The sequence below is a fragment of the Lentilitoribacter sp. JB5-8 genome (genome assembly GCF_055693385.1).
Map to the genome: position 1 here is coordinate 2,153,770 of NZ_CM146332.1, position 18,438 is coordinate 2,172,207.

Genomic DNA, 18,438 nt, shown 5'->3' on the forward strand with positions numbered 1-18,438 from the left:
ATGGTCGCTAATCACATTGAGATTTTCTGAATGACAAGTTTTCTTATAGCCCGTTTGTCATCCCGTTTTCTCAAACTGATAATCGGAGCTTTCACCCGAAACATCAATACCTGTTTTAAATCCAGACATGGCTTTAACCAGTTCGGCTACTTCTTCGCTAAAAGCGGAAGTTGCTGCTGTGGTTTCTTCTACCATACCCGCATTTTGTTGAGTAATTTGATCCAAATTCTCTACTGCTGAGTTAATTTCATTTAATGCTGTTGATTGCTCATTCGCTGATGTAGTTATGCGACTTATAATAACATTAACATCCTCTACGTCAGTAACGAATTTCGTGAGCGATTCACTTGTTTTGGTGACGTGTACAACCCCTTGCTCGATTTGCTTACTAGAGTTTTTAATCAGCTCCGCAATCTCTTTCGCTGCACTTGAGCAACGTTGTGCCAATTCGCGCACTTCTTGCGCGACAACCGCAAAGCCTTTGCCTGCTTCTCCAGCCCGAGCTGCTTCCACCCCCGCATTTAAAGCTAAAAGATTAGTCTGGAAGGCGATTTCATCAATAATAGCAACGGTATTCGACACTTGTTTAGATGATGATTCAATGCCGCTCATTGAGCTAAGCGCTTCATTCATGATCTTTTCTGCGTCGTTAATATCTGTTTTGACATTCACAACTGTCTCGCGCGCTTCAACGGCTGTTTGCGCAGTGACTGCCACACTTTGCGTTAACTCATGCAAAGATGCTGAACTTTGCTCCAATGCGGCGGCCTGTTGTTCGGTACGCGTTGCAAGCTGTTGCGCACCACTTGATATATTCGCCGAATTTTCGCGTGTTGAATTTGTCGCGTGACGAACAGCACCTAGAGATTGGGATAAGTGATCCATGGCTTGGTCATATGCAGCTCCCATCTCGGTAAATTCAGCCGGCAAACGCTCACTCAAACGTACTTCAAGATTACCCGTTGCAAGTTGTTCCAAGGCGTTGGAGAAGATAGCTAATGCTTCATCGCGTTTTGCATTTTGTTTGGCTTGTGCATCTTCTGCAATGCGTTTTTCTTCAGCCAATTTTTCAAGATAAACTGAAATTGCATAATCCATGTCGAGCATTGACGCTTTGACAACGCTTGTGATTTTTGCAGAAAGTTCGTCGGCGATTTTGCGATTGAAGTAGCTTTTACACTCGTTCTTCACGATAGCGTCTATGATGCCCGATGTTAGCAAGGCATAGCCGCCGATATGCCACCGTGGTTCCAGGCCAATGCGCGCATGCGCAAGACCAATGCGAGTGACAGCATCGACATAACCTGCATCAAATTTTGCATTTGTTATGTTCTGCCAGTGGGTGATTTGCGCATTTTTTGCGCCATCCATGTGGCTTGTATTTTGAAAGAATGACGACGTCGTTTCATAGCTTGAAACCTGAACATAAAACTCGTCAAGGACATCACTTAGCACATTATCGATGACAGCTTTTGCGCTTACAAGTGCATCTTTTTCTCGCTGGCCGAACTTGATGAAACTCGTTCTTTCATCCAAGGAATTTGTCTTGTTCATGCTCATAATTTCTTTCGCAATTTTTCAGCATTTCGCCTATAAGTTGAATTATACAATGTTGGACTAGTATGCAAGCTTTACTATTCTATCGGTTGTAAAATCTGCTCTATTAAATTGAACTTATTAGGTTAACAAATGCTTTGGTAAAATCACGACAACACGTAAGTTATCTTTGGTATTAATAGTATATAAAATTATTTATTTAATATCTCAAGTATAAATTTCTTAATACTTGAATTTATTGGCGTAGTGGAAAATTGTATAGAAACGCGCAGATTATGTGTCTGTTATCAAATGCATCCACCGATTTTGCAGAGTTTCTTACCGAAAATAATAGCGATTTTCGCGACTAATCTTGAGAAATATCGATAATGATTTTCTATCAGAGTGTGTATTGTTTTAAGCTAGGTTGAAATGACGCAGGGTGATTTATTCTGATTAAAATCAAATGCCGGAACACCTTCAACGAGAAGAATGAAATGGTGCAAGATTAGTCGCTCATTTACACACACCAGTTTGGTCGCAAAAGAATCATTTGATCAGCGATACGATTTAATCTACTCATCAACGTCTGGTATGCTTGTCGACTAGGGGCGCAGATGACACACATAAACAAATCAGACCAACCTTTATGGCTGGTGTTTGCACCATCTATATTCCTGTTTGTATGGTCAACAGGTTATGTTGCAGCAAAATTTGGTCTCGGATTTGTGGAGCCATTTACATTTTTGGTGCTCCGCTATGGCCTCATTGTTCTCATTATGGCGGCATTGTTTTTGGTCTTGCGGCCAAAATTACCAAAAACCGCGATGGATTGGGCGCATCTTGCAATTGTCGGGTTGCTCATGCAGGCGGTTTATTTCGGATTTTGTTATATGGCATTTAATTCTGGAATGGCTGTGGGGACCTTATCGCTATTATTATCACTACAACCTATTTTGGTTGGGCTTATTGCGCCACGCTGGTCTGGCGAAACAGTTGGGCTTAAACAGTGGTTGGGGTTAGTATTTGGTTTGATGGGCGCAATCATTGTGATTTTGGCGCGTTCAGATATAGAGCCGCCAACAATTATCAGCTTCACCTTTGCATTTTTGGCGTTGATGGGGATTACCAGCGCTTCACTGTGGGAAAAGCGTTTTGGCACATCTCATCATCCCGTTACAGCCAATTTCGTTGGCTTTGCGGCGGGATTGCTGGGTGTGTTGCCATTTATGCTGATATTTGAAGATCTATCGGTGAGTTGGACGTGGCAACTTACTGTATCATTGTTTTGGTTAGTTGTGGGCTCATCGCTGATTGGTGTTGGTTTACTATGGGCGATGATCCGGGCAGGGGATGTGGCAAAGGTATCGGCTTTGTTTTTCATGGTGCCGCCACTTGCCGCTTTTTTTGCTTGGATTGTGTTAGGCGAGTTAATGCCACCGCTTGCGTGGCTGGGTATGGCGGTTGCAGCGATGGGTGTTTATATCGCAACACGCAAAAGCAAGGCTTAGCCTTAAATTAAGCAAGCCTATTGTCGGCATGAGAGCTGTTTATCGCGAAACTAGCTAAAAATGCTCAATACAATAAGTACTGAAATACCAAACAAACTGAGTGCAAATGCCTTTGCAAAGCCTTTACCTGAACTTTGCGGCGCAATGTAAATATGTCGGGAACTCGGAACGTAACGCATGTGATTACCTCACTGGTTGCATCTTTGAATGAGACTACAATGCCTGATTCTATCGAAAATGCGAAATCACGTAACGTAACCAAAGCTTCTCATCGCTTCACATTTTATGGCAGGAATGAGGCACTAGCTAATAATCAACACCCATTCGATTGTGCTGCAACAAAGGAAGGCTACGTTTCCTTCTCATCGAATATGCCCGTTGGTAAGCCATCCATGCTTACTTGGTTCTTCTCAGTCCAATAGTCCAAGATGCCCTCTGGCCCTTTGTTTTGCTCCCAATTATCGATGCTTGCGCGTTCATCTTTGTAATCAAATAAAGGTACACCATACCCGCAAGATGTTTTGACCAAATGGAACTTCAATCGCACGATTTGACGTGCACCCATTGGCGCATCATTGTTTAAATGTTTCGCCAAAAGCGTTGCAAATTCCTCACTCTTGCGATGAATAATTTCACCCGTGCCATATAAACGCAGGATTTGCGGTGGGCCATCAAACGCGCAAAACATAATGGTCATTCGACCATCTGCCATCATATGCGCAGCTGTTTCATTCCCAGATCCTGTACGATCGAGATAAATGACCTCGTTTTCATCGACGATTTTAAAATAGTCAGTTGAGCGTGGCGAAAGATTTATATGTGCATCTTTGGCGGCAGAAGCTGTGAAAAAGATATGTTGCCGTTTGATAAATGCACTGTGTTTTTCTTCCAGTTTAGGAAAGTCCTTCGCCATGATCACATCCTGAATAACAATTGGTAGGGAAGATCATATTATGCGATTTGCCAAAATAACACAGTGATATACGCCGATTAATCTGACAATTAGCGCATATCACATAAACAATTTTGACGTCTCAATCCAATTGGTGACGTCATATTTTGCATCACCGTTGAACCAGCGCTCTGACGCGATTATTTCGCGCATTATGTTCAAGTTCAACAAGGCCTAACAATTCCAATACCGGTGGGACATAATTGGCAAACCGCCCGCGATATCCTTTGCGAAGACCGTAATACCCGCAAACTGGATTTGCATCGGATCGTGCCCATGCTTCAACGGTATTGTCTTTCACGGGTTTGCCTTCATCAGCGTTTCCCAAAAGCATCCAGTCGCCATGATCTAGCAACATCTGGTGCAAATCTTCAATGGCGCGTAATTGATACGATAATTGGGTTTTACCCACCTGAACAACAAGTGCGGGAGTATCTTTCGTCATGCCTTTCCATGCCTGATACTCAGAGCTACGTGGCGGAGTTTTTAAAATCCACGGATCATCTTCTTCACCGGTGCCATAGGTAATCATATTCATGATGACTTCGCCTCCGCCAAACGTTTGACCCCAAGCACGAATTTCTCAAAGGAAGGCGCCATATCTGGCATTGAATTCCAGATGAGCGGCACCATTGGTCCCGTGTAATCTTCCCGTAGTTTAAAAAAGGTTCCGCCATCTCGTTCAGTCAGTTTAAAAACACGAGTACCTTTAAAAAGCCCAAATGGCATTCCGCCTTGCCAGACCATTTTGCGCTTGTGATCCATCTCTATGACTTTGATGGGAAAAGCGCGGTCACCACCCACTTCAGCCCAGAGTTTGATCTTGTTACCTAGGCGAATATCACCTTCAAGACGAGTAACGCCCACATCGCCCTCAACAAGCGTATTCTTGTTGGTTAGTATTTGCCAAATTGTGTTTGGGTCTGCGTCAATCATACTGCTAAATTCGTTATATTTCACCGTTCATTCCTAATTTCGAAGTTGAATTGACCCAACCATATAAACACTCTTATATGACATCTTATGTCATATTTGAATAATGGTGAATTTTTTGCGTGCAGCTAGATTATTGCAAATTATGCTTTTGCTACAAAATAGAGGGCGGATGTCTTCGCTCGAACTTGCCGAGGAGTTGGAGGTCACGCGCCGAACTATTTTACGCGATGTTGACGCAATGACAGAAGCAGGACTGCCCATTGTTGTATTGCAAGGCAATCAAGGCGGGATCGAGCTTGGATTTAATTATCGCACACGTTTGACCGGGCTTTCCTTTGATGAGGCAAGGGCGCTTGCGGTCATATTGACAAAGCCCACCCCGGAACTCGATGCGGTTGGATTAGCTAAAGCAGGCGGTTCAGCACGTCGTAAATTGATTGAATCTTTGCCCGACAGATCTCGCCATATCGTGCAGGAGATGCAGAGCAAAATCCGTTTTGAGGAAGAAAAAGTTAGTCAGCCCGATCCGCGCATTGCTGCAATTTCAAACGCTATCACTGGTAAAAACATTGTGCGCATTCAAGCCCGTTCTACCGAGCCACGTGCCATTCACCCTATAGCTTTGATCAATCACGCAGATGGATGGTCAATTGTTGATCAATTATCACCTGATGCGCCTATTCCTTTAGAGAATTGCGGAGATCTAAATATTTCAGCCAAGTGTTTTGAATAGCGCTAAATGCCGCATTACTCATCATCAACTGAGCGGATTTCGCGTGCTGGATTGCCAGCCACAATCATCCGCGATGCAACATCTTTCGTTACCACTGAACCTGCGGCTACAACAGCGCCTCGGCCAATCGTCACTCCAGGTAATATGATCGCGCCTGCACCAATCCAGGCATAGTCTTCAACGGTGATTGGGTGGGCATAATTGACAACGCTAAAGGGTAATTCACTACCTTCTTTTGGTGGGCCGAAACGATCTTCAGGCCTTAGGGGATGGGTATCGGTGATAAACTGCACATTTGGTCCCACAGCAACATGATCACCCAATGTGATCATATTGCCATCCAGGAAGGTTGCACCAAAATTGACAAAGCTCCATTTACCGATTTTCACATGCCGGCCATATTGAATGCTAAACGGCGATAATACAATTGCTGGGCCGCTGCCTTCAGCAAATAGATCCTTGTTCGCTTCTATCCGCGCTTTAAAATCATCATTGGGAATGGCATCCAATTTCTCCTTGGCCTTGGCCGCTTCACGCTTAAGCTCGAACAAGTAAGCATCGCCGCCGCTATGGGCGCGCCCAGCCATCATATCCTCATAATTCCTATTTGACATTTGATTTCCTTTTTAAGCGCGATGTGTGCGTCGCCAAATCACGTAAAAACGCAGGATGACCATGAATAAAAACGCGGCAATCAAGCTCAGCTCAGGTCGTGCATAATTTAACAATAGTATGTAAAACAAGCCGCCGATTAGCGAGATCGTTGCATACAGATCTTGTTTTAATACTGTTGGCGTTAGACCACACAACACATCGCGGATCATGCCGCCGACAACACCTGTCACACAGCCCAGAATGATCGCAGCAAGGAATGGCAATTGTGCATCCAATCCAGCTTGCACGCCAACTAAAGTAAACAGCCCCAAACCAATCGCATCAAAATACTGCAACAATGCATCGCGCTTGCCTGTGCCTTCTTTTAACTGGCGGCCGATGAAATGGGCTGCCAAGCTTACAGGTATTGCCGTGAGGAGATATGTCATATCCTCCATCCAAAATACAGGTGTTGCGCCGATCAGAAAATCCCGTACCGTTCCACCGCCCACAGCTGTGGTCACTGCAAGCACTGCGGTGCCGAAGGGGTCAAACCCTTGTCGAACACCCTGCAATGCACCAGACGCGGCCATAACAGCCGTCGCGACGACAGTCAGCAAGATTAAAATTGTATCAAGTGGTGCCATTTTCTCCCCCGGTTCGGCAAAACATGCGTGAGCTTATCTGTGAGGGGTGAACCTCGCAAGGCATTTTGATTATCAAATTTGACATGCATTATGCAATAGTTGTAGAATACACATATTATGATTGATTATGAAAAAATTCCACTTCATTGGGTGAACCGCTTAAGCTTTTTAACCCGCAAGACTTTGTCGCAAAAGTTTGACGAGAAGGGGCTTTCAATCAGCGCCGAGGAATGGGCAATATTGCTAATTTTGTGGAAAAAGGGCGAGCAAACACCTTCTGCAATAGCTGAGGTGACATTTCGAGATCGCACAACGATCACGCGTTTAATTGATCAGATGGTCAAGAAAGAATTGGTGATCCGAGATCATGATGTGAAAGACCGTCGACGCGTGCTGATTAAAACGAGTGATAAGGGCGAGGCTATCAAGCAAGATCTCGTGCCAATTGCGCGCGATATGATCAGTGCTGCAGTTGCAGGGATCTCTGCACAAGATATTGAGATAACTGTCAGAACTCTCAGCCTCATGACAGATAACTTATTATCAGACGACACAGTTGAAACATCAAAAGGAGCAAAATAATGGGTGACTATAATTACGATAATTTTTCCACCGGCGATTATGATTTTGAAAATTCAAATGGTCCACAAGTTGGAGACAAAGCGTTTGATTTTGAATTGATGGATGCGAATGGAAACCCTAAAGATCTGCTTGATTTTGAGGGGGATTATCTGGTGCTTGAGCTTGGCTCAATCACCTGTCCATTATTTCAAGCGCGCCGTAATAAAATGATGACCCTGCAAGATGAGTTTCCCAATGTGTCCAATGTGGTTTTATATGTTCGCGAAGCACATCCCGGACAAGGTATTCCCATGCATGCTAATCTTGACGCGAAGCTAAATTGTGCTCAGCTTTTGCGCGATGAAGACGGTGAAAAACGCACAATCATAGTTGATGATATCGAGGGCAATGCGCACAAGGCCTATGGCTCGATGCCAAATGCGGTATTTATTATCAATAAGCATGGATGCGTGGTTTATCGCTCTGCCTGGAACAATGAGATTGCCACTCGAAAAGCGTTAAGCGCGCTTATTGAAGGAAGAGCTATTCGCGCAAAGAGCTATTTTAGACCTTCAACTCCATCTGTATTATTGCGCACATTAAAACGAGCAGGTTCGGGTTCTCGTTCTGATTTCTTCAAAGGTTTGCCATATTTATTTTGGCAAAACATCATCAAACGAAATCTACGTTTACTGTTCAATAGTTCGAAAATGGTCGATGGTAATATGCGTTGCTAAGCGCTTATGTTTTCTTACCCTTTGCAACGTCTACCCATCCGCTAGTTTTACCAGCTTCAAACAAAGCATCAATGACGCGCTGGTTCCCCAATGAACTTTCAAGAGACAAGATGCTGATCCCATCTGGTTGTTTTTCACCTTTAATGTGACGCGCAAAGGCTTCTATCTGTTTAGTGTATTGATTGATGTCTGCAAAACGGAATGTTTGTATCTCACTGTGATCAACATTGTGCAAAGTGACGGTGTCATCACCATATTTTCCTGCATTAAATGGTGCTGATAGTTCGATCCATCCCTTGTCGCCATGGAAAACAATCGCTTGGCGCAACGCCATTTGTGTTGAGACATACATTGATAATTCAAAGCCATCAAAGGATATGCGGTTAATGGAATGGGTATCAGTGCCAAATTCAGGATCAAAGCGAATATCAGACATGACCTTGCTCGGCTCTAGCCCTGTCGCAAATCGCGTTGCAGCAACGGGATAAATACCAATATCAAGCAATGCGCCACCACCTTTTTCCGGAATGTTACGCATGTTAGAGGCATCATCATTAAAGAATGAAAATGCTGCTTGCACATGGGTAAGTGTGCCAATTGCACCGCCTGCTAATAATTCGCGAACTTTCAGCCATTGCGGATGATAGGTGATCATAACCGCTTCGGAGACCGTTACATTATTGCGACCTGCGGCAAGAATAATCGCGTGGATTTCATCTGCATGAAGCGAAATTGGTTTCTCACACAAAACGTGTTTGCCGGCATTAGCCGCTTCAATGGACCAATGTGCATGGTCTGACGTGATCAGCGGAATATAAACCGCATCAATTTCATCAGATGCAAGCAATTCATCATATGAGCCATAAGCATGGGGTATGCTAAATTGGGTTCCAACGTCCTGCGCACGGGACAAATTGCGTGAGGCAATGGCAGTAACAGTTGAATTATCAGACCGAAGGATCGCCGGGATAACATCTTTTACACCAATCTTGGCTGTTGATAAAATTCCCCATCTAAGCATGTCATTCTCCCGCTGAATCGATAAACAATCAGACATTTATATCAGTTTTTTTAATTTATAAAAATCACACTTTTTAAACCACAATACCTGTTATTATGCACTTGCATATTCTGACATGATACTGTCATTTAATCTTGTTACTGGCTTCGCCTCAGGAGAATTTTATGACACAATTGCTCACACGCAATGGCACCCAATTATCTCGACTTACATTTGGTTCGATGCAGTTTGGTGGCAAAGCTGATATTGCTCAGAGCAAGCTTATGTTTGAAGGCGCACGCTTAGCTGGGATCAATCATTTTGATACAGCTGTTGGTTATAATGGTGGCGCGTCGGAAAAGATATTAGGTAGTTTTATCAAGCAGGATCGTGATGATTTGTTTATCGCGACAAAAGTGGGCTATATCGGCGGCGCTTCAAAGACCAATATTCTCAATCAATTTGAAATGTGTAAGCAGCAGCTCAATGATGACAATGTTGATCTTTTATACATGCATCGCTTTGATGAAGAGACCCCACTTGAAGAAACGTTTGAAACGCTTGCTGAACTGCAGTTAAAAGGTGCGATCAGATATATTGGTGTTTCCAATTATGCCGCCTGGCAAATTATGAAGGCGCAAAACATTGCTCGATCCATGTCGACAAAAATTGATGTTGTGCAGCCGATGTATTCGCTTGTTAAGCGCCAGGCTGAAGTTGAAATATTCCCGGTATGCCAAGATCAAGATATTCAAATCATTCCATATTCGCCATTGGGCGGTGGGCTTTTAACAGGAAAATACGCAACAGGCGGGACGGGGCGCTTAACTGAAGATGAGCGTTATAAAGCGCGCTATGATCAAGCCTGGATGCATGAAGCCGCTGTTGAATTATCTTTATTAGCCGCAGGCATGGAAGCAGAGCCTGCAACTCTAGCTGTTGCTTGGGTTGCTGCACACAAAGCAAATCCATCACCGATCATTTCGGCTCGTTCGATAGATCAGCTTATTCCCTCATTGGCGGCTGAAAAGTATGACTTAGTACCAAAGATTTACGATGAAATATCAGCCTTGAGCATGACACCAGCGCCAGCTACAGATCGATTGGAAGAAGCCTGATTTAGATAGGCGCTGCAGATTTTTCAACATAGCTACAAATTGAATATTTAAACTCAACACCCTTTAAGATCTCTTGTGTAACTATCAAGCTCTCACAAAGGGAGAATAAAGATGGGTGTTTGGGGATCAGGTAGTTTCAGCAATGATACTGCATTGGATTACGTCAGTGGTTTAAATGATTTTAACTCGGCGGTGAAAACGCTTAATAAGTTCTCCAAAAAGCTAAACAATGCATTAGATGCTGAAGATGCGTCAATCGCGCTCGCAGCATGCGATCTACTGTCTATCGCAATCGGAAGACCGCCAGCAGACGCCCCCGAATTACCAGAATTCGAGCACAGTGAAATTTCAAACGAGCAGCTTAGCGCTGCCAAAACCCTTATTGCACACATTCGCAAAACATCTGAGTTATCTGAGCTTTGGGCGGAAGAGGATGACAGCGAATGGCAATCAGCGCTTGATGATCTGGAATTAAGGCTAACGCCCTCCAAGCCTTATGCGGCACCCAAAACAGATGCCAAGGACGAATTGCCTGACGACTTTCTGGGATATTGCTATTTGTGCTATGAAGTTGTGACTGAGCGCGATGGCATATATTTTGAGCATACAGCAGAACATGGCGGTACATGTTCCATCCATCCGCACAGCAAGTGTATTGAAGAGATTATCAAAGAGCCGGCATTAAATGCAGATGGTTCACCAACTGATGCCGCACATAAAGTTCTCATGCAACATATGGGATTTGAGGTTTAATACCCTCTAGATGGGATTTTAGGTGACCTTTTGCCACCTAAAATAGGGTAGGTTTAAAGCTCATTAATATGCTTATCGGTCAGGCGTAAGTGCTCATAAACTGTGAGGCCAGGTTATTCTGCTTGATCCAGCAATTTCTCTAGATGCCAGATCTTTGAGACGATCTTCCAGCCATTTTCCCCATAAACAAAGCCTAGATGATCAACAAAAATGTTTTGATGCGCGCGTAATCTGATCTTAACTGTTGCGCATTTGGGTGAAAGATAATCGATCATCAAAATCTCGTCTTCACGAACCTGATTTTTGTTTTGTGGTGATGTACGCGTTGAAACATCGCGGCTAAAACTTTCAATTGGTTCGACAAAGACTTTGTCGTTATCAACATCAAACAAGCTCGATGTCTCATGAAAGACTGAGTTGAGCTTTTCAACATTACATTCATAAAGCGCGTCGAAATATGTTTGAACTGCATCGGTTAAGCTTGAATGTGAAGGCATGGTTTTCATCTCCGTTGTTTAATTTGTGATGCATACTTGCCATGAAGAATTTTTCTGCGATACTGGCAGATATGACAATGTACAGTCGGATTCTGCCAAAATGACCAATATGATAAAAAGTGATGAAAAATCCCCTATGGTTTGTGTGATCGCTTACGATGGTCTTTGCACCTTTGAGTTTGGCATCGCGGTGGAGTTGTTTGCTTTGCCGCGCCCTGAATTTAGCCAGTGGTATCGTTTTGCAACGGTAAAAGCGGAGCCCGGACCCATTCGCGCCGCTGGTGGTATTACAATGGATGCAGAATATGATTTGGAACTTTTAGAACAGGCTAGTTTGGTTTTAATTCCAGGTTGGAGAGGGGCTGGTGAACCGGTGCCAGAGAAACTTTGCAAGGCCCTTCGACAAGCACACGAAAATGGTGCACGCATTGCGTCTATATGTTCTGGGGTTTTCGTTCTTGCAGCATCTGGCTTGCTCAATGGCGGCAGGGCGACAACGCATTGGCGCTACACTGATTTATTGGCGCAGAATTACCCTGATATTCAAGTTGATCCTGATGTTTTGTTCATTGAAGAAGATCGGGTTTTCACCTCAGCGGGTTCCGCAGCCGGGCTCGATCTTGGTCTTCATATCATTCGCAAGGACTTTGGAGCAAAAGCCGCAGCAACAGTTGCGCGCCGCCTTGTCTTACCTGCACAACGTGATGGAGGCCAACGCCAGTTTGTACCGCGACCGGAACCCGATATACGGCCGGGTTCGGGCCTTGCATCACTTCAAGATATCATTCGTGCCTCGCTAGATCAGCATTGGCCAATTGAACGCATGGCAGATGAAGCGGCAACAAGTGTTCGCACGCTTGCGCGCAAATTTTCAGATGAAGCGGGCACCACACCGCTTAAATGGCTTAAGAATGAGCGCATCGCACGAGCAGCTGAACTCCTTGAAAATGATAAGGTAGCGCTCGGTGATGTGTGGAGCGCATGCGGTTTTGGATCTGCAGAAACTTTTCGTCGTGAATTTCGGAAAACCATGGGTGTCCCGCCTGTTCGTTATCGCGAACGATTGGGCAGTGCGTTGCAAAGTTTGCACGAAAAGCTATGAAATCTTTTTAAGGCGTTGAGAAGATTTTGCACCGTGCTTGGCTGGACGGCCAGATACGCGCTTACGCCAAAGTTTAAAACTGCTGGGTTTTAAACGTAAGCGCATGAGATGAATAACATTTTGTTCTGTCAGGCCAGACTGCTCTTCAATGCTGTCAAATGTGGTTTGATCGCACCAGGCCAGTTCAATAATCTCACTATCGGTGAGTTGTGTTTCCACCGATTTACCATTGCTGTCGAGACCATTGGAACGCCGCGCTGGTTTGCCTTTTGGCCAATCATCGGGAAAAGAACGTTTATTCATACACATATTGCCTTTTAGAATTTCAAAACTTGTTACGTGTTACGCGACGGTTTGGTTTAGTCATGGATCTGCAAAAAAATGCTGCGCCTGAATAATCAGACGCAGCAGGTATTCTTGTGATAAATGTTGTTTAGCCTATTCGCTGCTTGAGCGTGCCCAAAGATTGATATCTTCTTCTGAAGAATATTCATCGATGAGTGCAAGTTCTTCCGCAGTGAAATCAAGATTGTTAATCGAACCACAACAATCAGTTACTTGTGAAGCTTTTGATGCACCAATAAGAGCTGTTGTAATACCGCCTTCACGAAGCACCCAGGCAATAGCCATTTGCGCCAATGTTTGACCGCGGCTCTCAGCCACCTCATTGAGCTTTTTAATCGAACCGATTGAGCGTTCATTGATAAAGCCATCAAGCAAAGATTTACCTTGCGTTGCGCGAGAGCCTTCTGGAATGCCATTAAGATATTTGTTTGTCAGCATGCCTTGCGCTAGTGGTGTAAACGCAATGGAGCCGACACCAAGATCTTGAAGCGTATCTTTTAATCCATCTTTCTCAACCCAACGATTGAGCATGTTATAGCTCGGCTGATGAATGAGCATTGGTGTGCCCATATCTTCTAAGATTTTTACAGCTTGGCGCGTACGCTCAGAATTATAGGACGAAATACCAGCATATAATGCCTTGCCTGAACGCACGATTTGATCAAGTGCACCCATTGTTTCTTCCAATGGTGTATTGGGATCAAAGCGGTGGGAGTAGAAAATATCAACATAATCCAACCCCATACGTTTCAAGCTTGCATCGCATGACGCCATCAAATATTTGCGGCTGCCCCATTCCCCATAAGGACCATCATACATTTTATAACCAGCTTTGGATGAAATGATCAGCTCATCGCGATAACCACGAAAATCCGTTTTCAAAATTTCGCCAAATGCTTCCTCGGCACTACCTGCTGGAGGGCCATAATTATTTGCCAGATCAAAATGCGTGATCCCGTTGTCAAAAGCTGTGCGGCATATATCGACTTTGGTGTCATGAGGAGTATCACCGCCGAAATTATGCCATAGACCCAAAGAAATTGCAGGTAATTGTAAACCTGAATTCCCGCACTTGCGGTAGGTCATTTTTTCATAGCGATCAGCTGCGGGTGTATAAGTCATAAAATAGCTCTCAAAATTTACGGATTGTTCTCGGGAAGGGAAATTTATTTGAGTCTTGAAGAAAAGGCTAGGGCGCTGTTTATTATTATTCTGATCAAGAAACGTGCAATACGCCGTTCAACTTTATCAAACCAGGCCCTTCAAATCTTCAGCCAGCTTTTTGTAAATATCCAAGAGGATCTGCTTATCTGGATTTTCCACATCCTGGCATATCCGCGGATAGGTGACATAGGCAAAATGATCTGGACTTAAGTTTGGCCAATTTGTCCGTTGTTGCAAGATTGCTTCTGCAGCTTGCGAGCTTTCGCCAAGCAAATTCAAGATCGCTGCACGCCGGATCGTTGTGTAGGGAATTTGAAAAATCTGAGCTGCTTTTTCCTCAGCCTCTAAAGCTTGTTCCAATTCGCCGCGTAGCATATGCGCCCAGCCGATCCATGTCAGCGTAACCCAGCGCACAGGATTGTCTGCGCTCAGCGAATTATCAAATTCTATTGCTTCTCGCAGCACGCGCACCGGTGGTGGCAAACATGTAAAGGGTAAAACTGAGGTGAAAAATCCTGCAAAACCATGATTTGGAGCAAGTTCCAAAACGCGTTTTTGTAACCGGATTGAATCAAATAAATTCCCAGCATGCCAGTTATATTGCGCTACGTTGAATACAGTATTGGGATCGCCTGAATTGAGTTCAATCGCCAAGCGTGCACTTTCTGCAGCTTCAATAAGTGCATCTTGCGTATTTGAAGGGCCATCTATCGCTGCCAAATAAGCAAGCTTATCGGCTAGAACAGAATAGGCGGGACCAAAACCTGGATCTTTGCTGATGGCTAAACGCGCCAGCGATACCCGTTCTTTCTCCCACTCCAATGTGCTTTTTGCTGGGCCAGGAACCCAAGTTGCCAAGACAAAGAGTTGTTGTGCAGAAAGACGTCGCGGGTCACGTCCTTCCAGCGCACGAACCGATGCTCCAAAGAGCTGACTATTCATATCTCTGACCGCTTGCGTCAGCAAATTGGGATTGTCCGCTCGCAAGTATGTATTGCCCCAAACAAGCTCATTGGTTCGGCCGTTGACCAGCTCAAGTGAAATTAAGCGATCATCTTGTGTGCCCAAAAAACTCTGCTTAATAACAAAATCTGTAGAGGTTCTAACATCATGGCCTTCTGTAAAAATGATCGTTACGGATGTATTTCGCGACAATGATTGGCGAAATTCCTGAGCAAATTGAATATCTTGTGTGTCTATACCGTCCTGAGATTCCCAACCACTATGAATAACGACGCTGATAGTTTCAGATGCTTCACTTTGTGATGTCGAAATAGTTGGCGTATCAGATCCGGGTAAGAAATATTGATGACGGGCAATGCCTGCCAATAAAACGATTACGAGTGTGGCAATTAAAGTGCCAATGGCGTATTTCGTCGTGCTGTTATCATTTTTTCTGGCAGTTTTGGGCACATCCGACGCTGAGATATGTGATATGTCGTCTTCAACAGTGTCTATATTTTGCCGATGAAATTCTGGTTTATAACTTCCCCTTGGAACATCAATACGAATGGGATCATTCGCACCTGTTCCTTTGTAATAATCCTCCAAGTCTTTTCTTAACCGGCCAGCTTGGACACGGACAATAGGATCAATTTGAGAATCAAAATCTTCAGAGCGTCCAAAGGCATCAATCGCGATTGAATAGGCTTTAAGACCAGCTTCATTGCCACTAAGCTTTTGTTCGATAATGTAGCTTAAAAACTTTTTCAGATTAGGAGACGAAGCAAATTCCTCGGACGCTAAAATCCGATCAAGAGATTTCATAATCTCGTCCCGCGAAATTTGTTCCATTAAACTGCCCGTCTTTCATCCAGCTATGGAAAAGTACCAGTATAGGTATAGAAGAAGTATTCATGCAGCTTGTCAAGCAGCGCAGTGTGAATTCGACTTTTCGTTATAATAAAACCCCAAAAAACAGGATAATTTTGAATTTTTCAGCTCATTTTTTCACAATCGCAAAATATTTGCGTCAAAGACGGTTAGATTTTGCATTTTATTAAAAGTCCGGATTCTGGGTGAATTGCATGCGTTCGCCCGTCATCGGATGATCAAAACTCAACTCTGAGGCATGCAGACAAAGCCGAGAATTAGCTGATAAAGCTTCATCTTTTGCATAAAAAACATCGCCCAAGATCGGGTGACCAAGTTCCAACATGTGAACGCGCAATTGGTGGGAACGTCCGGTAATGGGGTGAAGCGCAACACGCGCAAATTTAAAGCCATCCTCACGCTCGTATGTTTTGATAACTTCGTATTCTGTCTTTGCCGGTTTTCCGTTTTCAAAATCTACCATCTGCTTTGGTCTATTGGGCCAATCAACGAATAATGGTAGCTCAACCACGCCGTCATGCTTGTTTGGATGTCCCGCAATTAAAGCATGATATAGTTTTCCAATATTTCTTGCTTCAAATTGCATGGATAAATTGCGATGCGCATCCGCGTTAAGAGCCATAACAATGAGCCCGGAAGTATCCATATCCAATCGATGAACAATGCGGGCTGTGGGAAAAAGCGTTTGTGCTCTGCTAACCAGACTGTCCTGTCGACCAGGTCTCGTTCCAGGAACAGATAGCAGACCACTTGGTTTGCTAAAAACTACCAATTGGTCGTCTGAATATATTTCAACGGGCATATCCGCCGGTGGTTGGTAATCAAATTCAATCAAATTTGATGGCGTTTGATCACGCTCCTTTGGAATTTTTTCTTCCAAGGTTTGTTCTTATTCGGTTTTGCCGAAACTCGCTTTTCGTCTTTATGTGATTTAGCTGCCATAAGCTGCTTATCTTATTTAACCGTGTCTATGGCAATAGATGAACGAATTAAGTTCAATAATATCCTCAACCTGTTAGATTTAATCGACAAAATTGTTGCTTGTAGATTTCACTCGCATTTTTACCAATCAACGCTAACATCACATTTATGAAAGAATCATACGGCATTGAGATTACCACCGATAAACGCCACATTGAGTTTGAGCGCGTATGCACATTCTTGCAAAGCACATATTGGGGGGCAGGGCGTTCGCCCTATTCAATTCGAACATCTTTTGAAAACTCTCTGTGTTTTATCGCACGTTTACACGATCCAAACCACGGACCACACCACAACCGGCAAATTGGCTTTGCCCGAGTTGTGACCGATAAAGCGTTTTTTGCCTATATATTTGATTTATTTGTTTTTGATGGATTTCGTGGGCATGGTATTGCAAAAAAGCTCATGCATGAAATCTTAAGCCATAAAGAATTAGAGCAAGTGCCAAGCTTTATGCTCGGTACAGATAACGCGCACGATTTATATCGTAAGTTTGGCTTTCAAAACTATATTGATTCAGGTCGTTTGATGGTTCGTCGCGTTTGAAAAAATAAGCGTTCTGTGACCTTGTGTTTTGTTTAAACTTGCAGCGCTATACGATTAGCTATACATATTAGGGTGACTATTCGTTGTATACGAATAAATGCCGGGGGCGACATTTTATTATGTCGTGGGCATGAAACCCGTCATCGATACTTATTCGCTGGCGGGTTTTTCTTATTTACGTGTGAGATTATTTATACATCATCCCAATCAGCACCATCTTTTTGATAAGAAGGCAGTTCAGCAAAACGCATGATCTCTGCGGTGTTTTTCAAACTATTGGCCTGAATATCGGGCGATGTCATAGAAACATCAGTTTCATTTGCTGTTTTAATATTTAGCGCTTTTAGTTCAGCGTCTGGATCAGCCATCTGGCGATTTTTATCGGACAATTGAACTCGTAAGGCTTCAACAGATTGCGAAATTTCAGAGAGCTCGTCTTTGTGTCTGTCACGATAGACAACAAAGTTTGTGCTGCCATTTACCAGTTCTTGCATCTGCAGTTGTAGTACTTGAACACGGCGCGATGATATGCGCGCTGCTAGGATCGCAAAGTTTAATACAGCCAATAACGCGAGGGCAGAAACCGCTGCGACCCATAGCGCTATGTTTTCAACACCATTTGAAGCCATATAAACCGCTGCATTTGCACTTACAAACGCGGTAAAGATTGAGCACCCGGTAATGGTGATTATGATTTTAGCTGACAAACGCATGATTTCGCTGAAACCTGATTGAAATTTAAAACGTCATTTTGGACAGGATGTGTTTAAGCCGATTTAACAAAAGGCTATTGATATTTACGTTTTTCAAACAGCCTTAACAAATGCTAAAAAAGCGCAAGAGCTTAAAAAAATACCCGCCAGGTAGAGGGGCTGGCGGGTGTAATTTGATC

The 18,438-nt window shown here is 43.8% G+C and carries 21 protein-coding genes; 8 read left to right on the forward strand and 13 right to left on the reverse strand.

Going from position 1 to position 18,438, the window contains the following annotated elements; genetic code table 11:
• Positions 1–57: 57 nt before the first annotated feature.
• Positions 58–1,554 carry a methyl-accepting chemotaxis protein gene (locus tag ACZ1GZ_RS10475; RefSeq protein WP_472664821.1) on the reverse strand — a complete coding sequence of 499 codons (1,497 nt, stop codon included), beginning with the start codon at positions 1,552–1,554 and terminating at the stop codon, positions 58–60.
• Between the two features lie 599 nt (positions 1,555–2,153).
• Here ACZ1GZ_RS10475 and ACZ1GZ_RS10480 point away from each other — a divergent pair.
• On the forward strand, positions 2,154–3,047 hold the full coding sequence (locus ACZ1GZ_RS10480; RefSeq protein WP_472664822.1) for a DMT family transporter: 894 nt from the start codon (positions 2,154–2,156) through the stop codon (positions 3,045–3,047).
• A gap of 349 nt (positions 3,048–3,396) precedes the next feature.
• Here the strand turns inward: ACZ1GZ_RS10480 and ACZ1GZ_RS10485 are convergent, their stop codons facing one another.
• From ACZ1GZ_RS10485 to ACZ1GZ_RS10495, 3 genes are all read right to left on the reverse strand, one after another.
• On the reverse strand, positions 3,397–3,960 hold the full coding sequence (locus tag ACZ1GZ_RS10485; RefSeq protein WP_472664823.1) for a pyridoxamine 5'-phosphate oxidase family protein: 564 nt from the start codon (positions 3,958–3,960) through the stop codon (positions 3,397–3,399).
• Between the two features lie 151 nt (positions 3,961–4,111).
• Positions 4,112–4,537: a DUF6855 family protein gene (locus ACZ1GZ_RS10490; RefSeq protein WP_472664824.1), complete on the reverse strand. Its 426-nt coding sequence runs from the start codon at positions 4,535–4,537 to the stop codon at positions 4,112–4,114.
• The gene (locus tag ACZ1GZ_RS10495) at positions 4,534–4,959 is read right to left on the reverse strand and encodes a hypothetical protein (protein WP_472664825.1); all 426 of its coding nucleotides are present in this window, start codon (positions 4,957–4,959) and stop codon (positions 4,534–4,536) included. The genes ACZ1GZ_RS10490 and ACZ1GZ_RS10495 overlap by 4 nt, the downstream gene beginning before the upstream one ends.
• Before the next feature lie 79 nt (positions 4,960–5,038).
• On the opposite strand from ACZ1GZ_RS10495, the gene ACZ1GZ_RS10500 reads away from it, so the two are divergent.
• Positions 5,039–5,668 (forward strand): helix-turn-helix transcriptional regulator, encoded by a 630-nt coding sequence (locus tag ACZ1GZ_RS10500; protein WP_472664826.1) that lies wholly within the window; start codon positions 5,039–5,041, stop codon positions 5,666–5,668.
• Positions 5,669–5,682: 14 nt separating this feature from the next.
• Here ACZ1GZ_RS10500 and ACZ1GZ_RS10505 read toward each other — a convergent pair whose 3' ends face one another.
• Together ACZ1GZ_RS10505 and ACZ1GZ_RS10510 are read right to left on the reverse strand one after the other, a co-directional pair.
• Positions 5,683–6,282 carry a sugar O-acetyltransferase gene (locus tag ACZ1GZ_RS10505; protein WP_472664827.1) on the reverse strand — a complete coding sequence of 200 codons (600 nt, stop codon included), beginning with the start codon at positions 6,280–6,282 and terminating at the stop codon, positions 5,683–5,685.
• A gap of 12 nt (positions 6,283–6,294) precedes the next feature.
• Entirely contained in the window at positions 6,295–6,909 is a 615-nt protein-coding gene (locus ACZ1GZ_RS10510; RefSeq protein WP_472664828.1) for a trimeric intracellular cation channel family protein, read from the reverse strand.
• 117 nt (positions 6,910–7,026) lie between these two features.
• Here ACZ1GZ_RS10510 and ACZ1GZ_RS10515 point away from each other — a divergent pair, with 117 nt between their 5' ends.
• Positions 7,027–7,491, forward strand: a complete 465-nt coding sequence (locus ACZ1GZ_RS10515; protein ID WP_472664829.1) for a MarR family winged helix-turn-helix transcriptional regulator — start codon at positions 7,027–7,029, stop codon at positions 7,489–7,491.
• A complete protein-coding gene (locus tag ACZ1GZ_RS10520) occupies positions 7,491–8,207 on the forward strand; it encodes a deiodinase-like protein (protein ID WP_472664830.1) in 717 nt (238 codons plus the stop codon). The genes ACZ1GZ_RS10515 and ACZ1GZ_RS10520 overlap by 1 nt, the downstream gene beginning before the upstream one ends.
• Positions 8,208–8,211: 4 nt before the next feature.
• Here the strand turns inward: ACZ1GZ_RS10520 and ACZ1GZ_RS10525 are convergent, their stop codons facing one another.
• On the reverse strand, positions 8,212–9,228 hold the full coding sequence (locus ACZ1GZ_RS10525; protein ID WP_472664831.1) for a Gfo/Idh/MocA family protein: 1,017 nt from the start codon (positions 9,226–9,228) through the stop codon (positions 8,212–8,214).
• 164 nt (positions 9,229–9,392) lie between these two features.
• On the opposite strand from ACZ1GZ_RS10525, the gene ACZ1GZ_RS10530 reads away from it, so the two are divergent.
• Both ACZ1GZ_RS10530 and ACZ1GZ_RS10535 read left to right on the forward strand, forming a co-directional pair.
• Complete coding sequence (locus ACZ1GZ_RS10530; RefSeq protein WP_472664832.1) at positions 9,393–10,325, forward strand: aldo/keto reductase; 933 nt, start codon at positions 9,393–9,395, stop codon at positions 10,323–10,325.
• A 111-nt stretch (positions 10,326–10,436) separates the two neighbouring features.
• Complete coding sequence (locus tag ACZ1GZ_RS10535; protein WP_472664833.1) at positions 10,437–11,078, forward strand: DUF4259 domain-containing protein; 642 nt, start codon at positions 10,437–10,439, stop codon at positions 11,076–11,078.
• Between the two features lie 113 nt (positions 11,079–11,191).
• Here ACZ1GZ_RS10535 and ACZ1GZ_RS10540 read toward each other — a convergent pair whose 3' ends face one another.
• Positions 11,192–11,575, reverse strand: coding sequence for a nuclear transport factor 2 family protein (locus ACZ1GZ_RS10540; protein ID WP_472664834.1), 384 nt, complete (start codon positions 11,573–11,575; stop codon positions 11,192–11,194).
• 100 nt (positions 11,576–11,675) lie between these two features.
• Between ACZ1GZ_RS10540 and ftrA the strand changes: the two genes are divergently transcribed.
• Complete coding sequence (ftrA, locus tag ACZ1GZ_RS10545; RefSeq protein WP_472664835.1) at positions 11,676–12,677, forward strand: transcriptional regulator FtrA; 1,002 nt, start codon at positions 11,676–11,678, stop codon at positions 12,675–12,677.
• Here ftrA and ACZ1GZ_RS10550 read toward each other — a convergent pair.
• The 4 genes from ACZ1GZ_RS10550 to ACZ1GZ_RS10565 form a co-directional block, all read right to left on the reverse strand.
• Positions 12,672–12,980 carry a TIGR03643 family protein gene (locus ACZ1GZ_RS10550; protein ID WP_472664836.1) on the reverse strand — a complete coding sequence of 103 codons (309 nt, stop codon included), beginning with the start codon at positions 12,978–12,980 and terminating at the stop codon, positions 12,672–12,674. The two genes, ftrA and ACZ1GZ_RS10550, sit on opposite strands and share 6 nt — an antisense overlap.
• 135 nt (positions 12,981–13,115) lie before the next feature.
• Positions 13,116–14,144, reverse strand: coding sequence for an L-glyceraldehyde 3-phosphate reductase (gene mgrA / locus ACZ1GZ_RS10555; RefSeq protein ID WP_472664837.1), 1,029 nt, complete (start codon positions 14,142–14,144; stop codon positions 13,116–13,118).
• A 126-nt stretch (positions 14,145–14,270) separates the two neighbouring features.
• Positions 14,271–15,980, reverse strand: coding sequence for a tetratricopeptide repeat protein (locus ACZ1GZ_RS10560; protein ID WP_472664838.1), 1,710 nt, complete (start codon positions 15,978–15,980; stop codon positions 14,271–14,273).
• 205 nt (positions 15,981–16,185) lie between these two features.
• A complete protein-coding gene (locus ACZ1GZ_RS10565) occupies positions 16,186–16,899 on the reverse strand; it encodes a pseudouridine synthase (RefSeq protein WP_472664839.1) in 714 nt (237 codons plus the stop codon).
• Between the two features lie 209 nt (positions 16,900–17,108).
• On the opposite strand from ACZ1GZ_RS10565, the gene ACZ1GZ_RS10570 reads away from it, so the two are divergent.
• Positions 17,109–17,546: a GNAT family N-acetyltransferase gene (locus ACZ1GZ_RS10570; protein ID WP_472664841.1), complete on the forward strand. Its 438-nt coding sequence runs from the start codon at positions 17,109–17,111 to the stop codon at positions 17,544–17,546.
• Positions 17,547–17,737: 191 nt separating this feature from the next.
• On the opposite strand, the gene ACZ1GZ_RS10575 is transcribed toward ACZ1GZ_RS10570, so the two are convergent.
• A complete protein-coding gene (locus ACZ1GZ_RS10575; protein ID WP_472664842.1) occupies positions 17,738–18,259 on the reverse strand; it encodes a hypothetical protein in 522 nt (173 codons plus the stop codon).
• Between the last annotated feature and the right edge of the window lie 179 nt (positions 18,260–18,438).